14 protein-coding genes and 1 tRNA gene are annotated in these 15,498 nt (G+C 43.8%); 10 read left to right on the forward strand and 5 right to left on the reverse strand.

The window, feature by feature from the left end:
* Positions 1-216 precede the first annotated feature (216 nt).
* Positions 217-573: a hypothetical protein gene (locus HZA77_13855; protein MBI5376514.1), complete on the forward strand. Its 357-nt coding sequence runs from the start codon at positions 217-219 to the stop codon at positions 571-573.
* A gap of 75 nt (positions 574-648) precedes the next feature.
* Here HZA77_13855 and HZA77_13860 read toward each other — a convergent pair whose 3' ends face one another.
* The 3 genes from HZA77_13860 to HZA77_13870 form a co-directional block, all read right to left on the reverse strand.
* Positions 649-1,410 carry a hypothetical protein gene (locus tag HZA77_13860; GenBank protein ID MBI5376515.1) on the reverse strand — a complete coding sequence of 254 codons (762 nt, stop codon included), beginning with the start codon at positions 1,408-1,410 and terminating at the stop codon, positions 649-651.
* Between the two features lie 306 nt (positions 1,411-1,716).
* Entirely contained in the window at positions 1,717-2,184 is a 468-nt protein-coding gene (locus HZA77_13865) for a hypothetical protein (GenBank protein MBI5376516.1), read from the reverse strand.
* Between the two features lie 15 nt (positions 2,185-2,199).
* Positions 2,200-2,937: a metallophosphoesterase family protein gene (locus tag HZA77_13870; protein MBI5376517.1), complete on the reverse strand. Its 738-nt coding sequence runs from the start codon at positions 2,935-2,937 to the stop codon at positions 2,200-2,202.
* A 166-nt stretch (positions 2,938-3,103) separates the two neighbouring features.
* Here HZA77_13870 and HZA77_13875 point away from each other — a divergent pair, with 166 nt between their 5' ends.
* Positions 3,104-3,532, forward strand: a complete 429-nt coding sequence (locus tag HZA77_13875; protein ID MBI5376518.1) for a ferritin-like domain-containing protein — start codon at positions 3,104-3,106, stop codon at positions 3,530-3,532.
* Positions 3,533-3,538: 6 nt separating this feature from the next.
* Here HZA77_13875 and HZA77_13880 read toward each other — a convergent pair whose 3' ends face one another.
* Positions 3,539-4,306, reverse strand: a complete 768-nt coding sequence (locus tag HZA77_13880) for a hypothetical protein (protein MBI5376519.1) — start codon at positions 4,304-4,306, stop codon at positions 3,539-3,541.
* Positions 4,307-4,432: 126 nt separating this feature from the next.
* Between HZA77_13880 and mazG the strand changes: the two genes are divergently transcribed.
* Both mazG and dnaE read left to right on the forward strand, forming a co-directional pair.
* Positions 4,433-5,215 (forward strand): nucleoside triphosphate pyrophosphohydrolase, encoded by a 783-nt coding sequence (gene mazG / locus HZA77_13885; GenBank protein MBI5376520.1) that lies wholly within the window; start codon positions 4,433-4,435, stop codon positions 5,213-5,215.
* A gap of 28 nt (positions 5,216-5,243) precedes the next feature.
* A complete protein-coding gene (gene dnaE / locus HZA77_13890; protein ID MBI5376521.1) occupies positions 5,244-8,828 on the forward strand; it encodes a DNA polymerase III subunit alpha in 3,585 nt (1,194 codons plus the stop codon).
* Here dnaE and HZA77_13895 read toward each other — a convergent pair.
* Positions 8,808-9,341 carry a C40 family peptidase gene (locus HZA77_13895; GenBank protein MBI5376522.1) on the reverse strand — a complete coding sequence of 178 codons (534 nt, stop codon included), beginning with the start codon at positions 9,339-9,341 and terminating at the stop codon, positions 8,808-8,810. The two genes, dnaE and HZA77_13895, sit on opposite strands and share 21 nt — an antisense overlap.
* Before the next feature lie 143 nt (positions 9,342-9,484).
* Here HZA77_13895 and HZA77_13900 point away from each other — a divergent pair, with 143 nt between their 5' ends.
* The 6 genes from HZA77_13900 to HZA77_13925 all read left to right on the forward strand — a co-directional run bounded on the left by HZA77_13900 (position 9,485) and on the right by HZA77_13925 (position 15,355).
* Positions 9,485-10,696 (forward strand): NTP transferase domain-containing protein, encoded by a 1,212-nt coding sequence (locus HZA77_13900; GenBank protein ID MBI5376523.1) that lies wholly within the window; start codon positions 9,485-9,487, stop codon positions 10,694-10,696.
* Between the two features lie 26 nt (positions 10,697-10,722).
* Positions 10,723-12,534, forward strand: a complete 1,812-nt coding sequence (gene glmS / locus HZA77_13905) for a glutamine--fructose-6-phosphate transaminase (isomerizing) (protein ID MBI5376524.1) — start codon at positions 10,723-10,725, stop codon at positions 12,532-12,534.
* Positions 12,535-13,239, forward strand: coding sequence for a glucose-1-phosphate thymidylyltransferase (locus HZA77_13910; protein MBI5376525.1), 705 nt, complete (start codon positions 12,535-12,537; stop codon positions 13,237-13,239).
* Between the two features lie 65 nt (positions 13,240-13,304).
* Positions 13,305-13,386: transfer RNA gene (locus HZA77_13915), tRNA-Leu, on the forward strand.
* A 74-nt stretch (positions 13,387-13,460) separates the two neighbouring features.
* A complete protein-coding gene (locus HZA77_13920; protein MBI5376526.1) occupies positions 13,461-14,336 on the forward strand; it encodes a cobalamin-binding protein in 876 nt (291 codons plus the stop codon).
* A complete protein-coding gene (locus HZA77_13925) occupies positions 14,333-15,355 on the forward strand; it encodes an iron ABC transporter permease (protein MBI5376527.1) in 1,023 nt (340 codons plus the stop codon). Before HZA77_13920 ends, HZA77_13925 begins: the two co-directional genes overlap by 4 nt.
* Positions 15,356-15,498 lie beyond the last annotated feature (143 nt).

Genomic DNA, 15,498 nt, shown 5'->3' on the forward strand with positions numbered 1-15,498 from the left:
CTTTCTCAAGAGAAACAGTTGCTTTCGGCAATAAGAAGATAAGAAAAGTTTTTAACCCTTATAAAATTATTAAGTGTTATTACAATTGCCACAGTTTCTTTAATATCCCTTGTCAATTATCACTACACTAGTCATACATCAGGATTAAGGTCTAATCATTAATCAGATCCAAACGAAATGTATGAAAATGTTAAAAACAATATATAATATAAAATCATGAAAGAGATTGAGAAAGATGTGGTTGTGAGCGGGGCGCCGCGTGATGAGCTAAAGCGCTGTAAAGAGATGCTGGACAGCCTTGAGAAGGCTGTGTCAAAGCTTCCTAAAGGTGAGATTGTCAGGCGCAAAAAGATATACAGGGGAAAAGAGCATTGTTATGTTTCCATCAAGCATCGTGAGGGACATAAGTTTGTAAGCAAGCAAATACCAAATGAAGACGTGTATGAAGTTACGGAAAAGCTAAAGCTCAGGCAAAAGTACGAGAAAGAAATAAATGTCTGCAAGAAGAAGATTGTATGTCTCAACAAAATCATCAATAGCAGCAAAAAAGGAAAAGGGTCATTTTCCCGATAACATTTCAAACAAACTCCTCGCCTGAACCGTGTGCTCAGGCGAGGGATGTTATGTTCCTGGTATAAAAATTACTTATTATTTAGACTTTGCTTTGACAGGGTCAAATAACTCACTATTGGAATTGTTATCTATAGTTTCCAGTTTGTAAAAATAAGTTTTTCTTTTTTTAACAGTTTTGTCTTTGTACTTATATGTTGCGCCGGAATTACTTCCGTTGGCAGGAATAAGCGCATCATTTATTTTAGTATATTCGCCGGACTTCTCCCCGGAACGCCAGATATTAAATCCTTCATTGTTTATCTCAGACGCTGTCTTCCATTTTAATGCGATATTGTTTTTCTGAGATTTTGCTTTGAAGTATAACAGTTCCACAGAAGTTGTTACCGGATCCAGGGTGCCTGCTACTAAAGTGATTGGGTTTTGTCCGGTTGTAGTGGCCCCGCTTTTGTTATAGTTTGTATTGTTTGCTCCGGTTCTCCAGCCAGGCTGTGTATTATATGTGACTATCTCCTGCCAATTCGACCAGCCGGTAGGATCCCCGTCAGAATTAAGAGCCTCTACTGCAACGAATGCTGCTGTAATTGTTGCGCTGTTAACACCTGTAGCGCCTCCCAATTGAGCCCTTACAGCCCAACCATAGGCGTTAAAGGTTGATTTGGTTCCATTAAAATGACATAAAACACATTGAGATGAAGTGGTGGCACTGATGTTAGTGGCAGCTGTTGATGTCGGATATTTCGTCTTCCATGCTGTGAGATACGAACTTTCCCCAAATGCAGAACTGCATAAACCAACTAATGTGAGACATACCGAGATGACTATAGCTTTTCTTTTCATCTATCCTCCTTTGATGTTAAAAATGCTTTTAAAAAAAAATACAACAATTCACTGCTCAGATAAAAATGCAGCGTAAATGCAGTACTGATGCGGTCAGTTTATTAATTACCAATTAAGTCACCTTTGTTTCGATAGTAAATAATTTAAACGTCGTCAACCTCAATATGCATTTTATTTTTAAAAGCTATGAACAGGCATTAATTTAAGGAATTACAGCAAATATAAATTATAGCCTGTATAGTTTTAGATGGAAAAGAATATTGAGGTTGCTAAAGAAGAAACGGAATAATCAGAATTACTTCTGCGTCAGGGGATTTTATTTAACAGCTTCGCAAATTTGGTTCCGCCAAGATATTTCTCAAGCTCATCAACTGAACTGCATACTGCATCAGCGAGAAATTTTACTACCCAGTTTTCAGCTAAAGGGGAAACGGCTATTATTATTTTGCCGCATTTCTTAGCTTCCCACATCTCAATACCTGTTCCCATACTTGCTTCAGGAAGGTATGCTACAAGGACGTCTGCACCCGAGGCAGTTTCAACAAGTTCTAAAAAAGTCCTGTTCCCTTTTTCATAGCTGTAATTTATCGAGTCCGGATGCTGTTCGATAGGACAAATAATATGAGAGTTAGGGAAATGTTTCTTTATTGTCTGTTTTATGCTGCGCCTGTAATCCTGCGGATGTATTTTTTTCTCACTTATTGAGCCCTGTATTATTCCGGCTAAGAAGAATGTAAGCCTGTCTTTATCTGAGTCCTGCTTTTTAACGTCCATGCTTAATGTCCAAGCTTAACGTCCATGAAAGAGCCTTTCTGCAAGCGATTCCGGCAGGTCCTCCTGCCGTACCTTGCCGGCTGTTTTTTCTATATCATATTTTACCGGATGGTAGGTTACTGCAAATGTTGCCTCGTCATAAGTGATAAATGATGCGGCAGAGTCGCCGTCCCGCGGCTGGCCCACACTGCCCGGATTTACAAGATATTTCCCGTAAGGATTAAGCTTGAACATCCTGATACTTTCTTTTTGGGCCTCATACTTTTCTGAAAAGAATATGTTCCTGTAATGTGTGTGTCCGAAAAAACATACCTTTACCGCAGGGTTATTGTTTTCCATATAGTTTAAACAGTTTGATGCAGTTGTCTCACTATATATGTATTCATCAGGATCGCGCGGCGAGCCGTGGACAAGAAGAACAATACCTTTCAGGGATAGATTTTGAGGAAGCTCACGCAAAAACTTTCTATTGTCTTCATTGAGTTTTCCTCTTGTCCATAGAATAGCCTTTTTTGCGGATGTGTTAAAGAAGAGAGGTTCTTCCAGTCCGCAGGCAACTCTGTCATGGTTGCCCATGATTGATGGGATGTTCCTTTTTCTTATCAATTCAACGCATTCGTTGGGATTGGCGTTGTAGCCAACGATATCCCCCAGGCAGTAGATTTCGTCAGGGGCAATGCTGTCTATCTCTGCAAGTACAGATTCAAATGCTTCGAGATTTGCATGTATGTCTGAAATAATGGCTATCTTCATAGAAATTTAACTTATAGATATATTAAACTTTTTTCAATTATAAGGGTAATATCATGAAAAAAATCTTGTCCAGTTAAATAAAAAAAGCAATAAATGATTAATTAAAAATGAGTTTATAAATTTTATCGTTAGTGGTGAACAGAAAACAATGAAAGGAACGAGGAATATGAAGATTACCCTGGAAAAAATGATTGCAAAGCTGAATGACGACATTGAATGGGAATATCAAGCTCTTATACAATATATACAACACGCCTCACTTATAGCCGGGGCGCAATATGATGCGATACAGAAGGAACTTCTGATTCATGCAACGGAAGAGCATAATCATGCGGTGTTGCTTTCAACGCAGATTGTCTCGCTGGGCGGATTCCCAAGCGTCAAAATAAAGGATGTAAAGGTTTCAAAGAAGAGCCTTGAGATGCTTAGACAGGACCTTGCCGGGGAAATACATGCAGTTGAACGTTACAAGGAGCGCATTTACGAGGCTGAACAGTTAAGGGAGTACGGGCTTCGCAGAATTCTCGAAGATATACTTATCCAGGAAGAAGAACATAAGAGGGACCTGCAGAACGCGATAGAACAGGCAAAGTAAAAAACCCTATCGTCTTGGATAAACCCCGTTCTTTGTCACACAGACAAGGACGGGACGTTTTATGCTGGAAGCAGCTTCTGGCTGGATGCCTGCTGTCTTAAGAGCGGATGTGACTCTTTCTGCGATCTTGCCGGGAGACCAGATTGTGTTGAATATCCGGTCATAGAGAAGGAACTCCACGATATTCGTGTACCAGTCTTCAACCTCCACCCTGTAAGCGAAAATCGCCTGGGCTTTGCTGATTTTCAATATTTTTTTTAAAAGCTCTGTGTTGTTGCCTACCTCGCAGGATGAAAAAATCAGAATCTTCCCTTCAAGAAGATCTTTAAATACATGTGCATCCCTGTCAAGATCCAGGGACTCGAATGTGAAGTGAAGCTTGGTAGTCTTTTTTTTAAGATTTATCCTTCCGTGAGACATTATATGGATTATCCTCAAACTCTTGTTCCTGTTGATCTCCTCCTTTAAAAAACGGGTAAATCCATATCGTGTGTGAACCCTTTCATAGATCACATCAATATTGTAAGCGTGCAGTGCCTGCGCCATCATCTCTCCGTAAATCCTTTCAGAGCGAAGACTCCGGTCGAGTCTTGATTCAAGGATGAGCACTGAATCCTTTGCCTTTTTCAGAAGCTCCACGAATATGGCAAGCTTTTTCCCGGTATCTGTCGCGATGGAGCGCTTCTTGCCACTCACGCCTGCAACTACACCCCTGTATGGAGTTCCCTCATGTACGAAGCTCACTTTTTCGCCTTTGTAAAATTTTTTCTTCATATCTAATATTTACCATAAAATGCGTGAAAAATCATTTTCATATATTATTTTATCTGCCTTGCGCAAATGACTTTTCTCTGGTAATAAAAATGAAATTACCTTTACCAATAAATACCAATAAAACTTATGGAAAAAAATAATAGAAGTTTTGACAGGACAGTTGAAATAATGGAGAAGTTGAGAAGCCCGGAAGGATGCCCGTGGGACAAAGAGCAGACAACTACCTCTTTAAAACCCTATCTTGTGGAAGAGGCCTATGAGGTGCTGGAAGCGATTGACAGCGGCAGCCCTCACAAATTAAAGGAAGAGCTCGGCGACCTTCTCCTTCAGGTTGTTTTCCATTCGCAGATAGCTTCTGAGGAGGACAAATTCACAATTGATGATGTTTTAAAAAATCTTAACGAAAAACTCGTAAGACGTCATCCTCACGTATTTGACGACCTCAAGCTTTCCACACCCAAGGAAGTGCTGGCAAACTGGGAGACCATAAAAAAGAATGAGAAGAATAGCGACGGGAAGGCATCCGTGCTTGAAGGCATACCGCGTTCCCTTCCTTCACTGCTTTTCGCATTCACGCTTCAAAAAAGAGTCGCGCGTGTAGGATTTGACTGGGAGAACGTAGAGGGGGCGCAGGATAAACTCCTTGAAGAGATAAAAGAGTTTGAACAGTCGGTTGCCAAGATGAATCCCGTTGACATGGAGGAGGAGCTTGGAGACATACTCTTCAGCATTGTCAATGTTGCAAGGTTTTACGGTCTCCATCCTGAAGAGGCCCTGAAAAAGACATGCATGAAATTCATCAAGCGTTTCCAATATATAGAAGAGAAGGCAGGGGAAGAGGGGAAAGAACTTGAAGGAATGTCCCTTGAAGAGATGGATAAATTCTGGAATGAAGCTAAGAAAGTTTAACATCATTTGATCGGCCATGATGGACCATATTGATTTTGTGCATCTGCACAACCATACGCAGTACAGCCTCCTTGACGGTGCGCTGAAGATAGAAAATCTTATTGATACCGCCATATCCCTTAAGATGCCTGCCATCGCGATAACTGACCACGGCAATATGTTTGGGGTGATAAAATTCTATCAGAAGTGCATGGCTAAAGGGATTAAGCCCATAGTGGGCTGCGAAGTCTATGTGGCGCCCGGGAGCCGTTTCGATAAATCGCCAAGAAAAGGGGAAGGGCAAAACTATTATCATCTCATACTTCTTGCCAAGGACAGCAAAGGCTATCACAACCTCCTTAAGCTTGTTTCAGCGGGCTACACTGAGGGGTTTTACTACAAACCGAGGATTGACAAGGAAATCCTTTCGCGCCACAGCGAAGGTTTGATAGGGCTGTCTGCCTGTCTTCACGGCGAGATACCGTCGCTCCTTCTTTCAGGCCAGACCGAGGAAGCGGAGAAAACGATAGGTTTTTTCAACGATGTTTTCGGCAAGGGAGACTTCTACATCGAACTCATGGATAATGCTATCGAGAGGCAGAAGGAAGCAAACAGGCTTCTCATTGAGACAGCAAGGAAACTTTCAGTACCGATAGTTGCGACCAATGACTGTCATTATCTTAAACGCGAAGATGTGCGTGCCCATGAGATGCTCCTCTGCATAGGCACGAAGAGTACCATGAACGATGAAAAAAGGTTCAGGTTCCAGACAGGGGAGTTCTATTTTAAAACTCCACACGAGATGCGGGAAGCATTCAGAGGATATGAGGAAGCTCTGCACAATACTGTCGAGATAGCTGAAAAGTGCAATCTCCAGCTCGGTTTCGGGAAAACGCTTCTTCCCATGTATGTTCCTCCTGAGGGAATGGACCTGAAACAGTATCTTGAAAAACTTGCAAGGGATGGGCTTGAAAAAAGGTTCAGCGTCATGAACTTGAAGCCTGAAGGAAATGACGAATCAAAGAAAAAAAGGGAAGAGTATCTCGCCCGTCTTGAAATGGAACTCAAGGTAATTGAGTACCAGGGCTTTGAGGGCTACTTTCTCATAGTATGGGATTTTATAAACTATGCAAAACAGAACAATATACCGGTAGGACCGGGAAGGGGCTCTGCCGCCGGAAGTCTGACTGCATACTCTCTGGGTATCTCGGATATAGACCCCATCCGTTACGGACTGCTTTTCGAGAGGTTTTTAAATCCTGAGAGAAAGAGCATGCCTGATATAGACGTGGACTTTTGCGAAGCGCGCCGGGAAGAGGTCATATCCTATGTAAGGAAAAAATATGGCTCTGAGAACGTAGGGCAGATAATCACTTTCGGCACCATGAAGGCAAAGGCGGTTATAAGGGATATAGGAAGGGTGAAGGGAATGAGCTACGGGGATGTCGATGCCATCGCGAAACTTATTCCTAATGAACTCGGTATAACTCTTTCAAGGGCAATAGAGAAAGAACCGCGCCTTAAGGTCCTCATTGATGAACGGGAAGAGGTAAAGGACCTTTTCAATGTAGCTATGACCCTTGAAGGTTTGAGCAGGCAGATGTCAACCCATGCCGCAGGTGTCGTGATATCGCCTGAGCCGCTTGCAAATTTTACTCCGCTTGCAAGGAACATTGACCAGAAACAGGGCGAAGGGAATAACGGAGAAGTCCTTACGCAATACGATATGAAGGACATTGAAAGCATCGGGCTTCTCAAGATGGATTTCCTCGGCCTTAAAACTCTCACAGTCCTCGACAAGGCAGTAAAACTCATAAAGAAGACGAGAGGGATTACACTTCAACTGGATACCATCCCCCTTGATGACCCTGAAGTTTACAGCTTCCTCTGGGAAGGAAAGACAGCAGGAATATTCCAGCTTGAAAGTTCGGGGATGCGCGATGTGCTGAGGAAGATAAAGCCTACCGTCTTCGAGGATATTGTCGCGCTTATCGCTATTTACCGTCCCGGTCCGCTGGAAAGCGGGATGGTTGACGACTTTATCGCTGTCAAGCATGGCAGAAAAGAAGCAAAGTATGAGCACCCTCTGCTTGCCGAGATATTGAAGGAAACTTACGGTGTTATCCTCTATCAGGAACAGGCGATGAAGATCGCAAATGTTCTCAGCGGATTCTCGCTTGCGGAAGCAGACATTCTCCGCAAAGCCATGGGAAAGAAGAATCAGGAACTTATGGCTACGCAGGCAAAGAAGTTCGTTGATGGCGCTGCAGAAAGAAAGGTGGACAAAAAGGTCGCACAGCGAATATTCGACCTTATAGAGAAATTCTCCGGTTACGGCTTTAACAAATCCCACAGCGCGGCTTATGCAGTGCTCACATACCGCACATCATATTTAAAGCACCACTATCCGCAGGAATTCATGGCATCGCTTATGACAAGCGACATAAACAATACAGACAAACTCGTAAAGTATATCAATGAATGCAGGGAGATGGGGATGAACATACTCCCTCCCGACATCAACCACAGCATGGGAGAATTCACCATTGAAAATGGTTCTATTCGCTACGGACTCACAGGGGTAAAGAACGTCGGTATGCAGGCAATAGATTCCGTTGTTGCAGCAAGGGAGAGCGGCGCAGGGTTTAGAGACATATTTGATCTCTGCGAGAGGGTAGACCTTCGTGTCATGAACAAGCGTGTAGTTGAGAGCCTCATACAGTGCGGCGCATTCGACTGTTTTAAGATGCCGCGCAGCGCCATGATGGCAGGGCTTGACGGGGTTCTTGAAGAAGCCCAGAAGGCAAAGGAGGAGCTTGCTGCGGGACAGATCAGCCTTTTTGGAGGCGAAGGAACTATTTCAGAGGGTATATTCAAAAAACTTCCAAACATGCCAGAATGGGAAGAACATGAACTGCTCACCCGCGAGAAAGAGCTTTTAGGATTTTATCTCACAAGCCATCCGCTTGCCCGTTATGAAGAACTTTTAAAGAGATATGCTGATTTTGATCTCTCCGCATTTTCCGGTCTGGATGAAAAAGAAGAGGATACTGCTGCTGTTGAAGCGGAGGTATTAAATAATGCAGGCGGTGCTTCGCATCATGTACAGAACTCCAATATGCAGGATGGGAAGGTAGTGCATGTAGGAGGATGCTTGAAAAACGTGAAATCCATAAAGAACCGCAAAGGCGATGATATGGCTTTCTTGGAGCTCGAGGACCTCAACGGAAAAGTCGAGGTAACAGTTTTTGCAGATGCGTTCAGAGAGGCTTCGACTCTCCTGCAGAAGGACAGGCTTGTTTTTCTCAAAGGGAGGCTCCAGGACAGGAATGGAGTGTTTGGCATCATCGCAGAGAAGATAATCCCCATTGAAAGGGTGCGCGAAGAGTTCACTGAAAAGATATCGATAGAAATAAATTCTGCCGGGCTCAGGAAGGAAGATGTCAAGGCATTGAAGGATATCCTTTCTCATCAGGGGAGCGGAGGATGCCGGGTGCTCTTCACTGTCCATACAAGAGAGGGTCTTGTAGTCAATCTCAAACTCGATGATAAAGCAAGAGTGAAACTTACAGACAAGCTCATAGCTGATGTTGAAAAGATATTCGGGAACGGCTCAGTCAGCTGCCTCCTTTAAAATCCTGCGGGCCCCTAAAAAAGTTTTTTCCCAGTAATAATCATATAAGCTGTCTCTGGTTACTCCGCGCGATTTTGAGGCATGATAAAATTCCCCTCTTTCGCTGTAGATCCCCACATGACCGGGTGCCGATGGCTTTGTACTGCTTCCGAAAAAAAAGAAAAATGGCATAAGGCAGCATGAATGGTTTTCGGTTTTTACCGACGTGTCAAAGAAAAGAAGATCTCCGAAGAGATAATCCTTGTCTTCAACCTCTTTGCCTGCCTTGAACTGCTCTGCCGTAGTCCTTGGTATGCTTACGCCTGCGCTGGCATAGACTTTCTGTGTAAATGCCGAGCAGTCTATTCCGTTCTGTGATGTGCCGCCGTATCTGTAAGGCGTATTAATATAAGAGTCCATGGTCGTCTTCATTGCCCGCCTCTGCTCGTCAAGCGTCGGCCCGCATGATGAGAAAAGAGCGATTGAAAAAAGCAGTAGAAAAAAATATTTAAGAAATCCGTATCTTTTTTTCATAATAATAACAGCAGATTGTTTTTGATGAGTATATCATACCACATGACGATTTCATTACCAAGTACAACTCAGACATTGACAATTGGACTAATAGAAAGATAATTTAAGGATAATTTAGTATTCCCATTAGGAGGGAAATTTAAATGAAGGCAGTTATACTTGCAGGAGGCAGAGGGAGCAATCTAAACCCCATAACTGAAACCCGCGCGAAATCGATGATAAACATATGCGGTAAGCCTATCCTTGAATACATAATCAGGGGCTTGAAAGATGCCGGCGTAAGCGATTGTATTATGGTTGTTGATCACCAGAAGGAAATGATAAAGAACCACTTCGGCAGGGGTGAAAAATGGGGAATGTCTTTAAGCTATGCTGAGCAGGATAAAAAGAAGGGTATAGGGGGAGCAGTTCTCTCTGCATCGGACAGGTTCTCAGAGGGGGGATATTTTCTTCTTGTTTACGGCGACATAGTTTTCTCGTCAAACATCTTCCTTCCAACTTTAATGTCCTTCAATTCCCTCAAAGCGGCTGTGGCAACAATATGTATCCCTCCTGCTCCGGGAGAATATGGGAACATCTACATGAACGACGAGGTGCAGATAACCCGCATAATTGAAAAGCCTGACCATGATAGATTAGGCAATTATATTCTTGCAGGTGTGTTCGTGCTGCCTGTGAGCTTCTTTGATATCCTGAAAGATGTTGGGGGAAAGATGGAGGATGCCTTTGAGAAACTTCTTCAGAATAATGGGCTCCATGCGTCCATATATGAAGACGACTGGATAGACATTGGTTATCCCTGGAACATAATCGATGCCAACAAGATATGCATGAAAGAGATAGACAAGACTGTAATATCCAATACTGCCAAGTTTGAGAACAACGTAACGATCAATGGACCTGTTGTAATAGAGGACGGCGTTGTCGTGAAAGCGGGAGCAACCATAAACGGGCCATGCTATGTGGGTAAGAATTCATTTGTAGGGAACAATGCGCTTATAAGGGAATACACTTCATTGGGTGCGGAGAGCCTTGTGGGGTTCGGAGTTGAGATTAAAAACAGCATCATATTTGAGAGGGCCAACATAGGAAGGCTTTCCTTCATAGGCGACAGTGTAGTCGGAGAAGGGGTTGACATAAGCCCATGCGTTGTAACTGTCAACAGGGACATTAACAGGGAAACCATTAATACCATGATAAAAGGGAAGAAGGTTGACAGCAAACTCCAGAAGCTCGGCGCATTTATCGGGGATGGTGCGATCATCGGGGCAAGCAACACGATTCTTCCGGGAACGATCATTCCACACAACGCGAAAGTGCCCCATAAAAGTTCACTCTCAAACTCTGATTTCTGAAACAGATTTAATAGAAAGAATCTGACATGTGCGGAATAAGTGCGATAATAGGAAAAAATGACATAGTGGAGAAGCTCTATAACTCCATCAAGAACCTTGAATACAGAGGCTATGATTCCTGCGGGCTCGCTGTGCTCGGAGCAAATGGAATAGTTGTGCGGAAGAATGTCGGTTCAGTAGAGCAGGCGAATGAAAAAGAAAAGTTTGTCGAGCTTTCAGGCAATGTCGGCATTGCGCACACGCGCTGGGCAACGCACGGCGGAGTGTCAAAGGAGAATTCTCATCCGCATACAAGCTGTAACGGTGATTTTACAGTTGTCCACAATGGGATAGTTTCAAATTACATGGAAATAAAAGAAGAGCTTATCGCTTTAGGCCATATTTTCACATCGCAGACTGACACGGAAGTGATCCCTCATCTTATAGAAGAATGTTTCAAGCAGACCAAAAACGTGGAACGTGCATTGAGGGAAGCTCTTAAGAAGCTTAAGGGCACTTATGCCTTTGCCATGATTACGATTTATGACAAGGGAACCATATACTGTGCCCGCAATGAAAGCCCGCTTGTACTCGGTATAGGAAGAGAAGGTATGTTTGTTGGTTCAGATGTAAATGCTTTCATAGACTATACCAAGAACATAGTGTTCCTCAACAACGGTGAATACGCCATCGTGAGTGCTGACAGCTTCATAATAAAGGAGATGAGCAGGGGCGAAGAGGTAAAGAGGGACATAACCAAGATAGAGTGGGATGCCGAGATGGCAAAGAAGGGCGGCTACCCTCACTATATGCTGAAAGAGATTTATGAACAGCCAATGACTATCCAGAACGTCATGAAGATAGAGAAAAGCAGTATCGAAAGACTGGCGTCAATGATTGCCGAATCCCGCGTAACCTATCTTACCGGAGTAGGCACGACCTATTATGTGGCAATGGCTGCGCAGTATTATTTTTCGAAGATCGCAGGACAGTTTCTGCCGGCAATATCATCAGATGAATTTGAAAATGTTGCGATAGCAGGCAAGGACAGCCTTGTTGTGGCAGTCTCGCAGTCGGGTGAGACGTATGACACGCTGAGGGCGTTAAGAGCTGCTAAAAAAATGGGTGCGAAAACAACGGCTATAGTGAACGTAATAGGCTCTTCAATGTCCCGCGAAGTTGATTTTGCCATAATGCAGGGTTCCGGTCCTGAGATATGCGTGCTAAGCACAAAAGCGGCAATGGCCCAGATACTCATATTGATAAGGACAGCCCTTGAGCTTGCAATCATAAAGGGTGACAGGGACAAAAAAGAAATAAAGAAAATCGAGAGCGCTGTGGCGGAAATGCCTGGACTGATTCAGACACTGCTAAATGAGTATCAGGGTATTATAAGAAATATTGCTTACAGAAATGCGGCTGTTAAGAACTGGCTCTATCTTGGACGCGGAATTTATTATCCTGTAGCCCTTGAAGCAGCGTTGAAGATGAAAGAAGTGACATACATTCATGCCGAAGGTATGCCGGGTGGTTTCATGAAGCACGGCACCATATCCCTTATTGATGAAAGCATGAACAGCCTTGTCTTTGTTCCCACGCAGCATGAAGAGCCGATCTATGAACTTACGTTAAGCGGGGTCGAGGAGATAAAGGCAAGGAAGGGGAAAGTCATAGGGATACATTTTGGCGCACCGCGCGGACTCTTTGCCGAGGAGGTCAAACTCCCTGAAGTGCCGGAGATAATCGCTCCGCTTTTCCAGCTTGTGGCAGGACAGCTTTTTGCTTATTACACTGCAACAGCATTGAAGAGAAATGTTGACAAACCGCGTTCTCTCGCGAAATCAGTTACGGTGGCATAAATGCCGGACAGAATACCTTCTGAACTTCTTGCAAAAGAATTCTTTGAGTCAATCCCTGATTTTTTAAAAGAGCTAATCAATGATGAAATGCCTGTTTGGGAGGCGCTGAAAAAACTCAAGGCATTTATCTCTGCTTCAGTTAAACGTGAAATAAAGATTGATATTCCGCAAGGTGTTTATCTAAGCGGCAACGACATCTCAATCGGCGAGGGGACAAAAATCGAGCCGGGAGTGATGATAAAATCTCCGGCAATAATTGGAAAGAACGTAGAGCTTAGGCAGGGTGCCTATATCCGCGGCGATGTCATCATCTCAGACAACTGTGTAGTAGGCCATGCCAGCGAACTAAAGCATACCATAATGCTTGACGGCGCACATGCGCCGCATTTCAATTACCTTGGAGACAGCATCCTCGGGAAAAAAGTGAACCTCGGTGCAGGGACAATACTTTCCAATTTCAAGATGACCGCTGAGAAGAATATAAAGATCAGGTTTAAGGATACTGTCATTGATACGGGGTTAAGAAAGTTTGGAGCAATGCTCGGCGACAATTCCGAGACAGGCTGCAATGCAGTGTTGAATCCCGGCACAATGGTTGGGAGGAATTCCCTCATTTATCCCCTTTCCCTTGTGCGCGGCTACATACCGCCAAATACGATTTACAAAGTAAGGCAGCAGTTCTCAAACCTAACACGAAATTCCTGAATCCATACGCATCTCTTTCAGGTTGACAATGGAGTAAAAATCAATAGAATACGCAAACGCAAAAAGCCGAAGTGGTGGAATTGGCAGACACACCATCTTGAGGGGGTGGCGCCGCGAGGCGTGCGGGTTCGAGTCCCGCCTTCGGCATTAATGCTTCATAAGTTCCTTCCTTCTAACCTTGATTGACAATGAAAATTAAATTGCGTTGTTTGGTGCTCACGTTGGCGGTCTTATCGATTATAGCGCCGCAGAGAAATTCCTTTGCTCTATCGAGCGGTCATTTTGTTGATGAACTCGGCAGAGATGTATATATCCCTTCTGAACCGAAGCGGATAGTATCACTTGCTCCGAACATAACGGAATTACTTTTTGCACTCGGTCTTGGAGACAGGATAGTGGGTGTTACGAACTTCTGCAATTACCCTAAAGAAGCTCTCTCAAAGCCAAAAGTCGGGATGCTTCTAAATCCGGATATTGAAAAAATACTTTCCCTCAAGCCTGACCTTGTTGTGTGGCTTTCGGAAGGAGACAACAAGCCTGCCTTTGAAAAGCTAGAAAAGACTGGAATTAACCTTTATATTATTGCTCCAAAAGATATTAGCAGCCTCGTTAAAACAATTAAAAGGCTTGGAGATATATGCAGGAAAGAAAAAGAGGCAGATGTCCTTGTGAAATCAATTGAAGAACGGCTTAAAAACATAGCGGCAAAAGTTGATAAGCTTGGAAAACCGAGAACACTTTTTCTTCTTGATATCAATACCCCTGTATCAGCTTCTGTTGGTTCTTTCCCAGATGAGATGATAAGGATTGCAGGTGGTTTGAATGTTATAAAAACAACTTACTCAAAATATCCGCGAATAGGATGGGAAGATATAGCCCGGTCGTCTCCTGAAATAATCATAGTCGCAAGGCATACCGAGGAAACGGAAAAGAGTTTCAGGATGTTTAAGCGTGAGGCTGCGGTAACAGTAACTCCGGCTTCCCAGAAAGGGAGGGTCCATCTGGTTGATGGGGATATAGTGAGCAGAATGTCGCCAAGGACAATGGATGGTGTTGAAGAATTTGCGAGACTCATTCATCCTGAGGCTTTTAGATGACAACCCCTACGCCATCAAAGATATTGTTGATGACGGTTCTTCTCTTTATACTTTCCTCTGCCGCGATTTTTGCTTCTCTTTGCATCGGCTCAGTCCCGCTCACTGTGAGCTCAGTAACCGATGTTCTTTTTAAATTTATTACCTCAAACAATTCGGCTGACAGCTATACGCGTGCAATTGTCATGGATTTGAGGCTTCCGCGCGCTGTCTTTTCATTCCTTGTCGGCGCCGGGCTTTCAATCGCAGGTATTATATTTCAGGTTGTTTTAAAAAATCCTCTTGCTGAACCATATATTCTGGGCATCTCAGGAGGCTCTGCGGCGGGCGCTGTGATTGCAATATTCGCTGGGTTTTCCTTTGCCTATTACATCACGGTATTTTCATTTGCAGGAGCACTTGTCGCCATCGGGATTCTTTTATTTATCTCCACAGGCAGATGGGGCGTTTCCTCAAACTCACTTCTTTTGGGTGGCGTAATAATAAATGCATTTTTTGCGGCTGTCGTGATGTTTATTCTTTCTGTCTCAACTCGCGGCGAGATGCAGAGGGCTTTTTTCTGGCTTATGGGCGACCTCAGCAATATACCTTTTTCTACCGTAAAATTTATTCTTCCCATTGTGGCAGGCGGCGGAATTCTGACCTTTGTGTCGGCAAGAAAACTCAACGTCCTTTCTCTCGGAGATGAAACGGCGCTTCAGCTCGGAGTCAATGTCCGTTTTTACAGCATGGTGATAATCGTCCTTGCATCGCTTCTTACGGCAGGTGTCGTTGCATCAAGCGGTCTTATAGGTTTTGTGGGGCTTGTTGTGCCGCACATGGTGAGGCTCACTGTTGGGGCAGACAACCGTATCACTGTGCCGGCGTCGTTTTTTGCAGGAGGCACGTTTTTACTTATATCCGACACCATCGCAAGGACTGTTATAAGCCCCATTGAGCTTCCGGTTGGGACTGTCACCGCAATTATAGGTTCCCCATTTTTTCTTTATCTTCTCAAAAAGGAATCAGCTAAGTTAGTATAATAAGAGGATTATATAATTGGAGTGTATGTAATATATGCGAATAGCTTGACAGTCCCGCTCCGGCACTAAACAGCAGGTGCCTGCCGCGGGAGCTGCCAAGCTCTAGTCATAAAATATAAATTATTGAGTGGAGAAAAAAATAA

It is taken from the genome of Candidatus Schekmanbacteria bacterium (genome assembly GCA_016219965.1).
Classification (GTDB): Bacteria; Schekmanbacteria; GWA2-38-11; order GWA2-38-11; family J061; genus JACRJM01.

Bases quoted from the DNA above. Each gene is read 5' to 3' on its own strand.
- HZA77_13925 (MBI5376527.1), top strand. From the start codon at position 14,333: ATGACAACCCCTACGCCATCAAAGATATTGTTGATGACGGTTCTTCTC.
- HZA77_13855 (MBI5376514.1), top strand. From the start codon at position 217: ATGAAAGAGATTGAGAAAGATGTGGTTGTGAGCGGGGCGCCGCGTGAT.
- HZA77_13870 (MBI5376517.1), bottom strand. From the start codon at position 2,937: ATGAAGATAGCCATTATTTCAGACATACATGCAAATCTCGAAGCATTT.
- mazG (MBI5376520.1), top strand. From the start codon at position 4,433: ATGGAAAAAAATAATAGAAGTTTTGACAGGACAGTTGAAATAATGGAG.
- HZA77_13860 (MBI5376515.1), bottom strand. From the start codon at position 1,410: ATGAAAAGAAAAGCTATAGTCATCTCGGTATGTCTCACATTAGTTGGT.
- HZA77_13875 (MBI5376518.1), top strand. From the start codon at position 3,104: ATGAAGATTACCCTGGAAAAAATGATTGCAAAGCTGAATGACGACATT.
- glmS (MBI5376524.1), top strand. From the start codon at position 10,723: ATGTGCGGAATAAGTGCGATAATAGGAAAAAATGACATAGTGGAGAAG.
- HZA77_13895 (MBI5376522.1), bottom strand. From the start codon at position 9,341: ATGAAAAAAAGATACGGATTTCTTAAATATTTTTTTCTACTGCTTTTT.
- HZA77_13900 (MBI5376523.1), top strand. From the start codon at position 9,485: ATGAAGGCAGTTATACTTGCAGGAGGCAGAGGGAGCAATCTAAACCCC.
- HZA77_13880 (MBI5376519.1), bottom strand. From the start codon at position 4,306: ATGAAGAAAAAATTTTACAAAGGCGAAAAAGTGAGCTTCGTACATGAG.
- HZA77_13910 (MBI5376525.1), top strand. From the start codon at position 12,535: ATGCCGGACAGAATACCTTCTGAACTTCTTGCAAAAGAATTCTTTGAG.
- HZA77_13865 (MBI5376516.1), bottom strand. From the start codon at position 2,184: ATGGACGTTAAAAAGCAGGACTCAGATAAAGACAGGCTTACATTCTTC.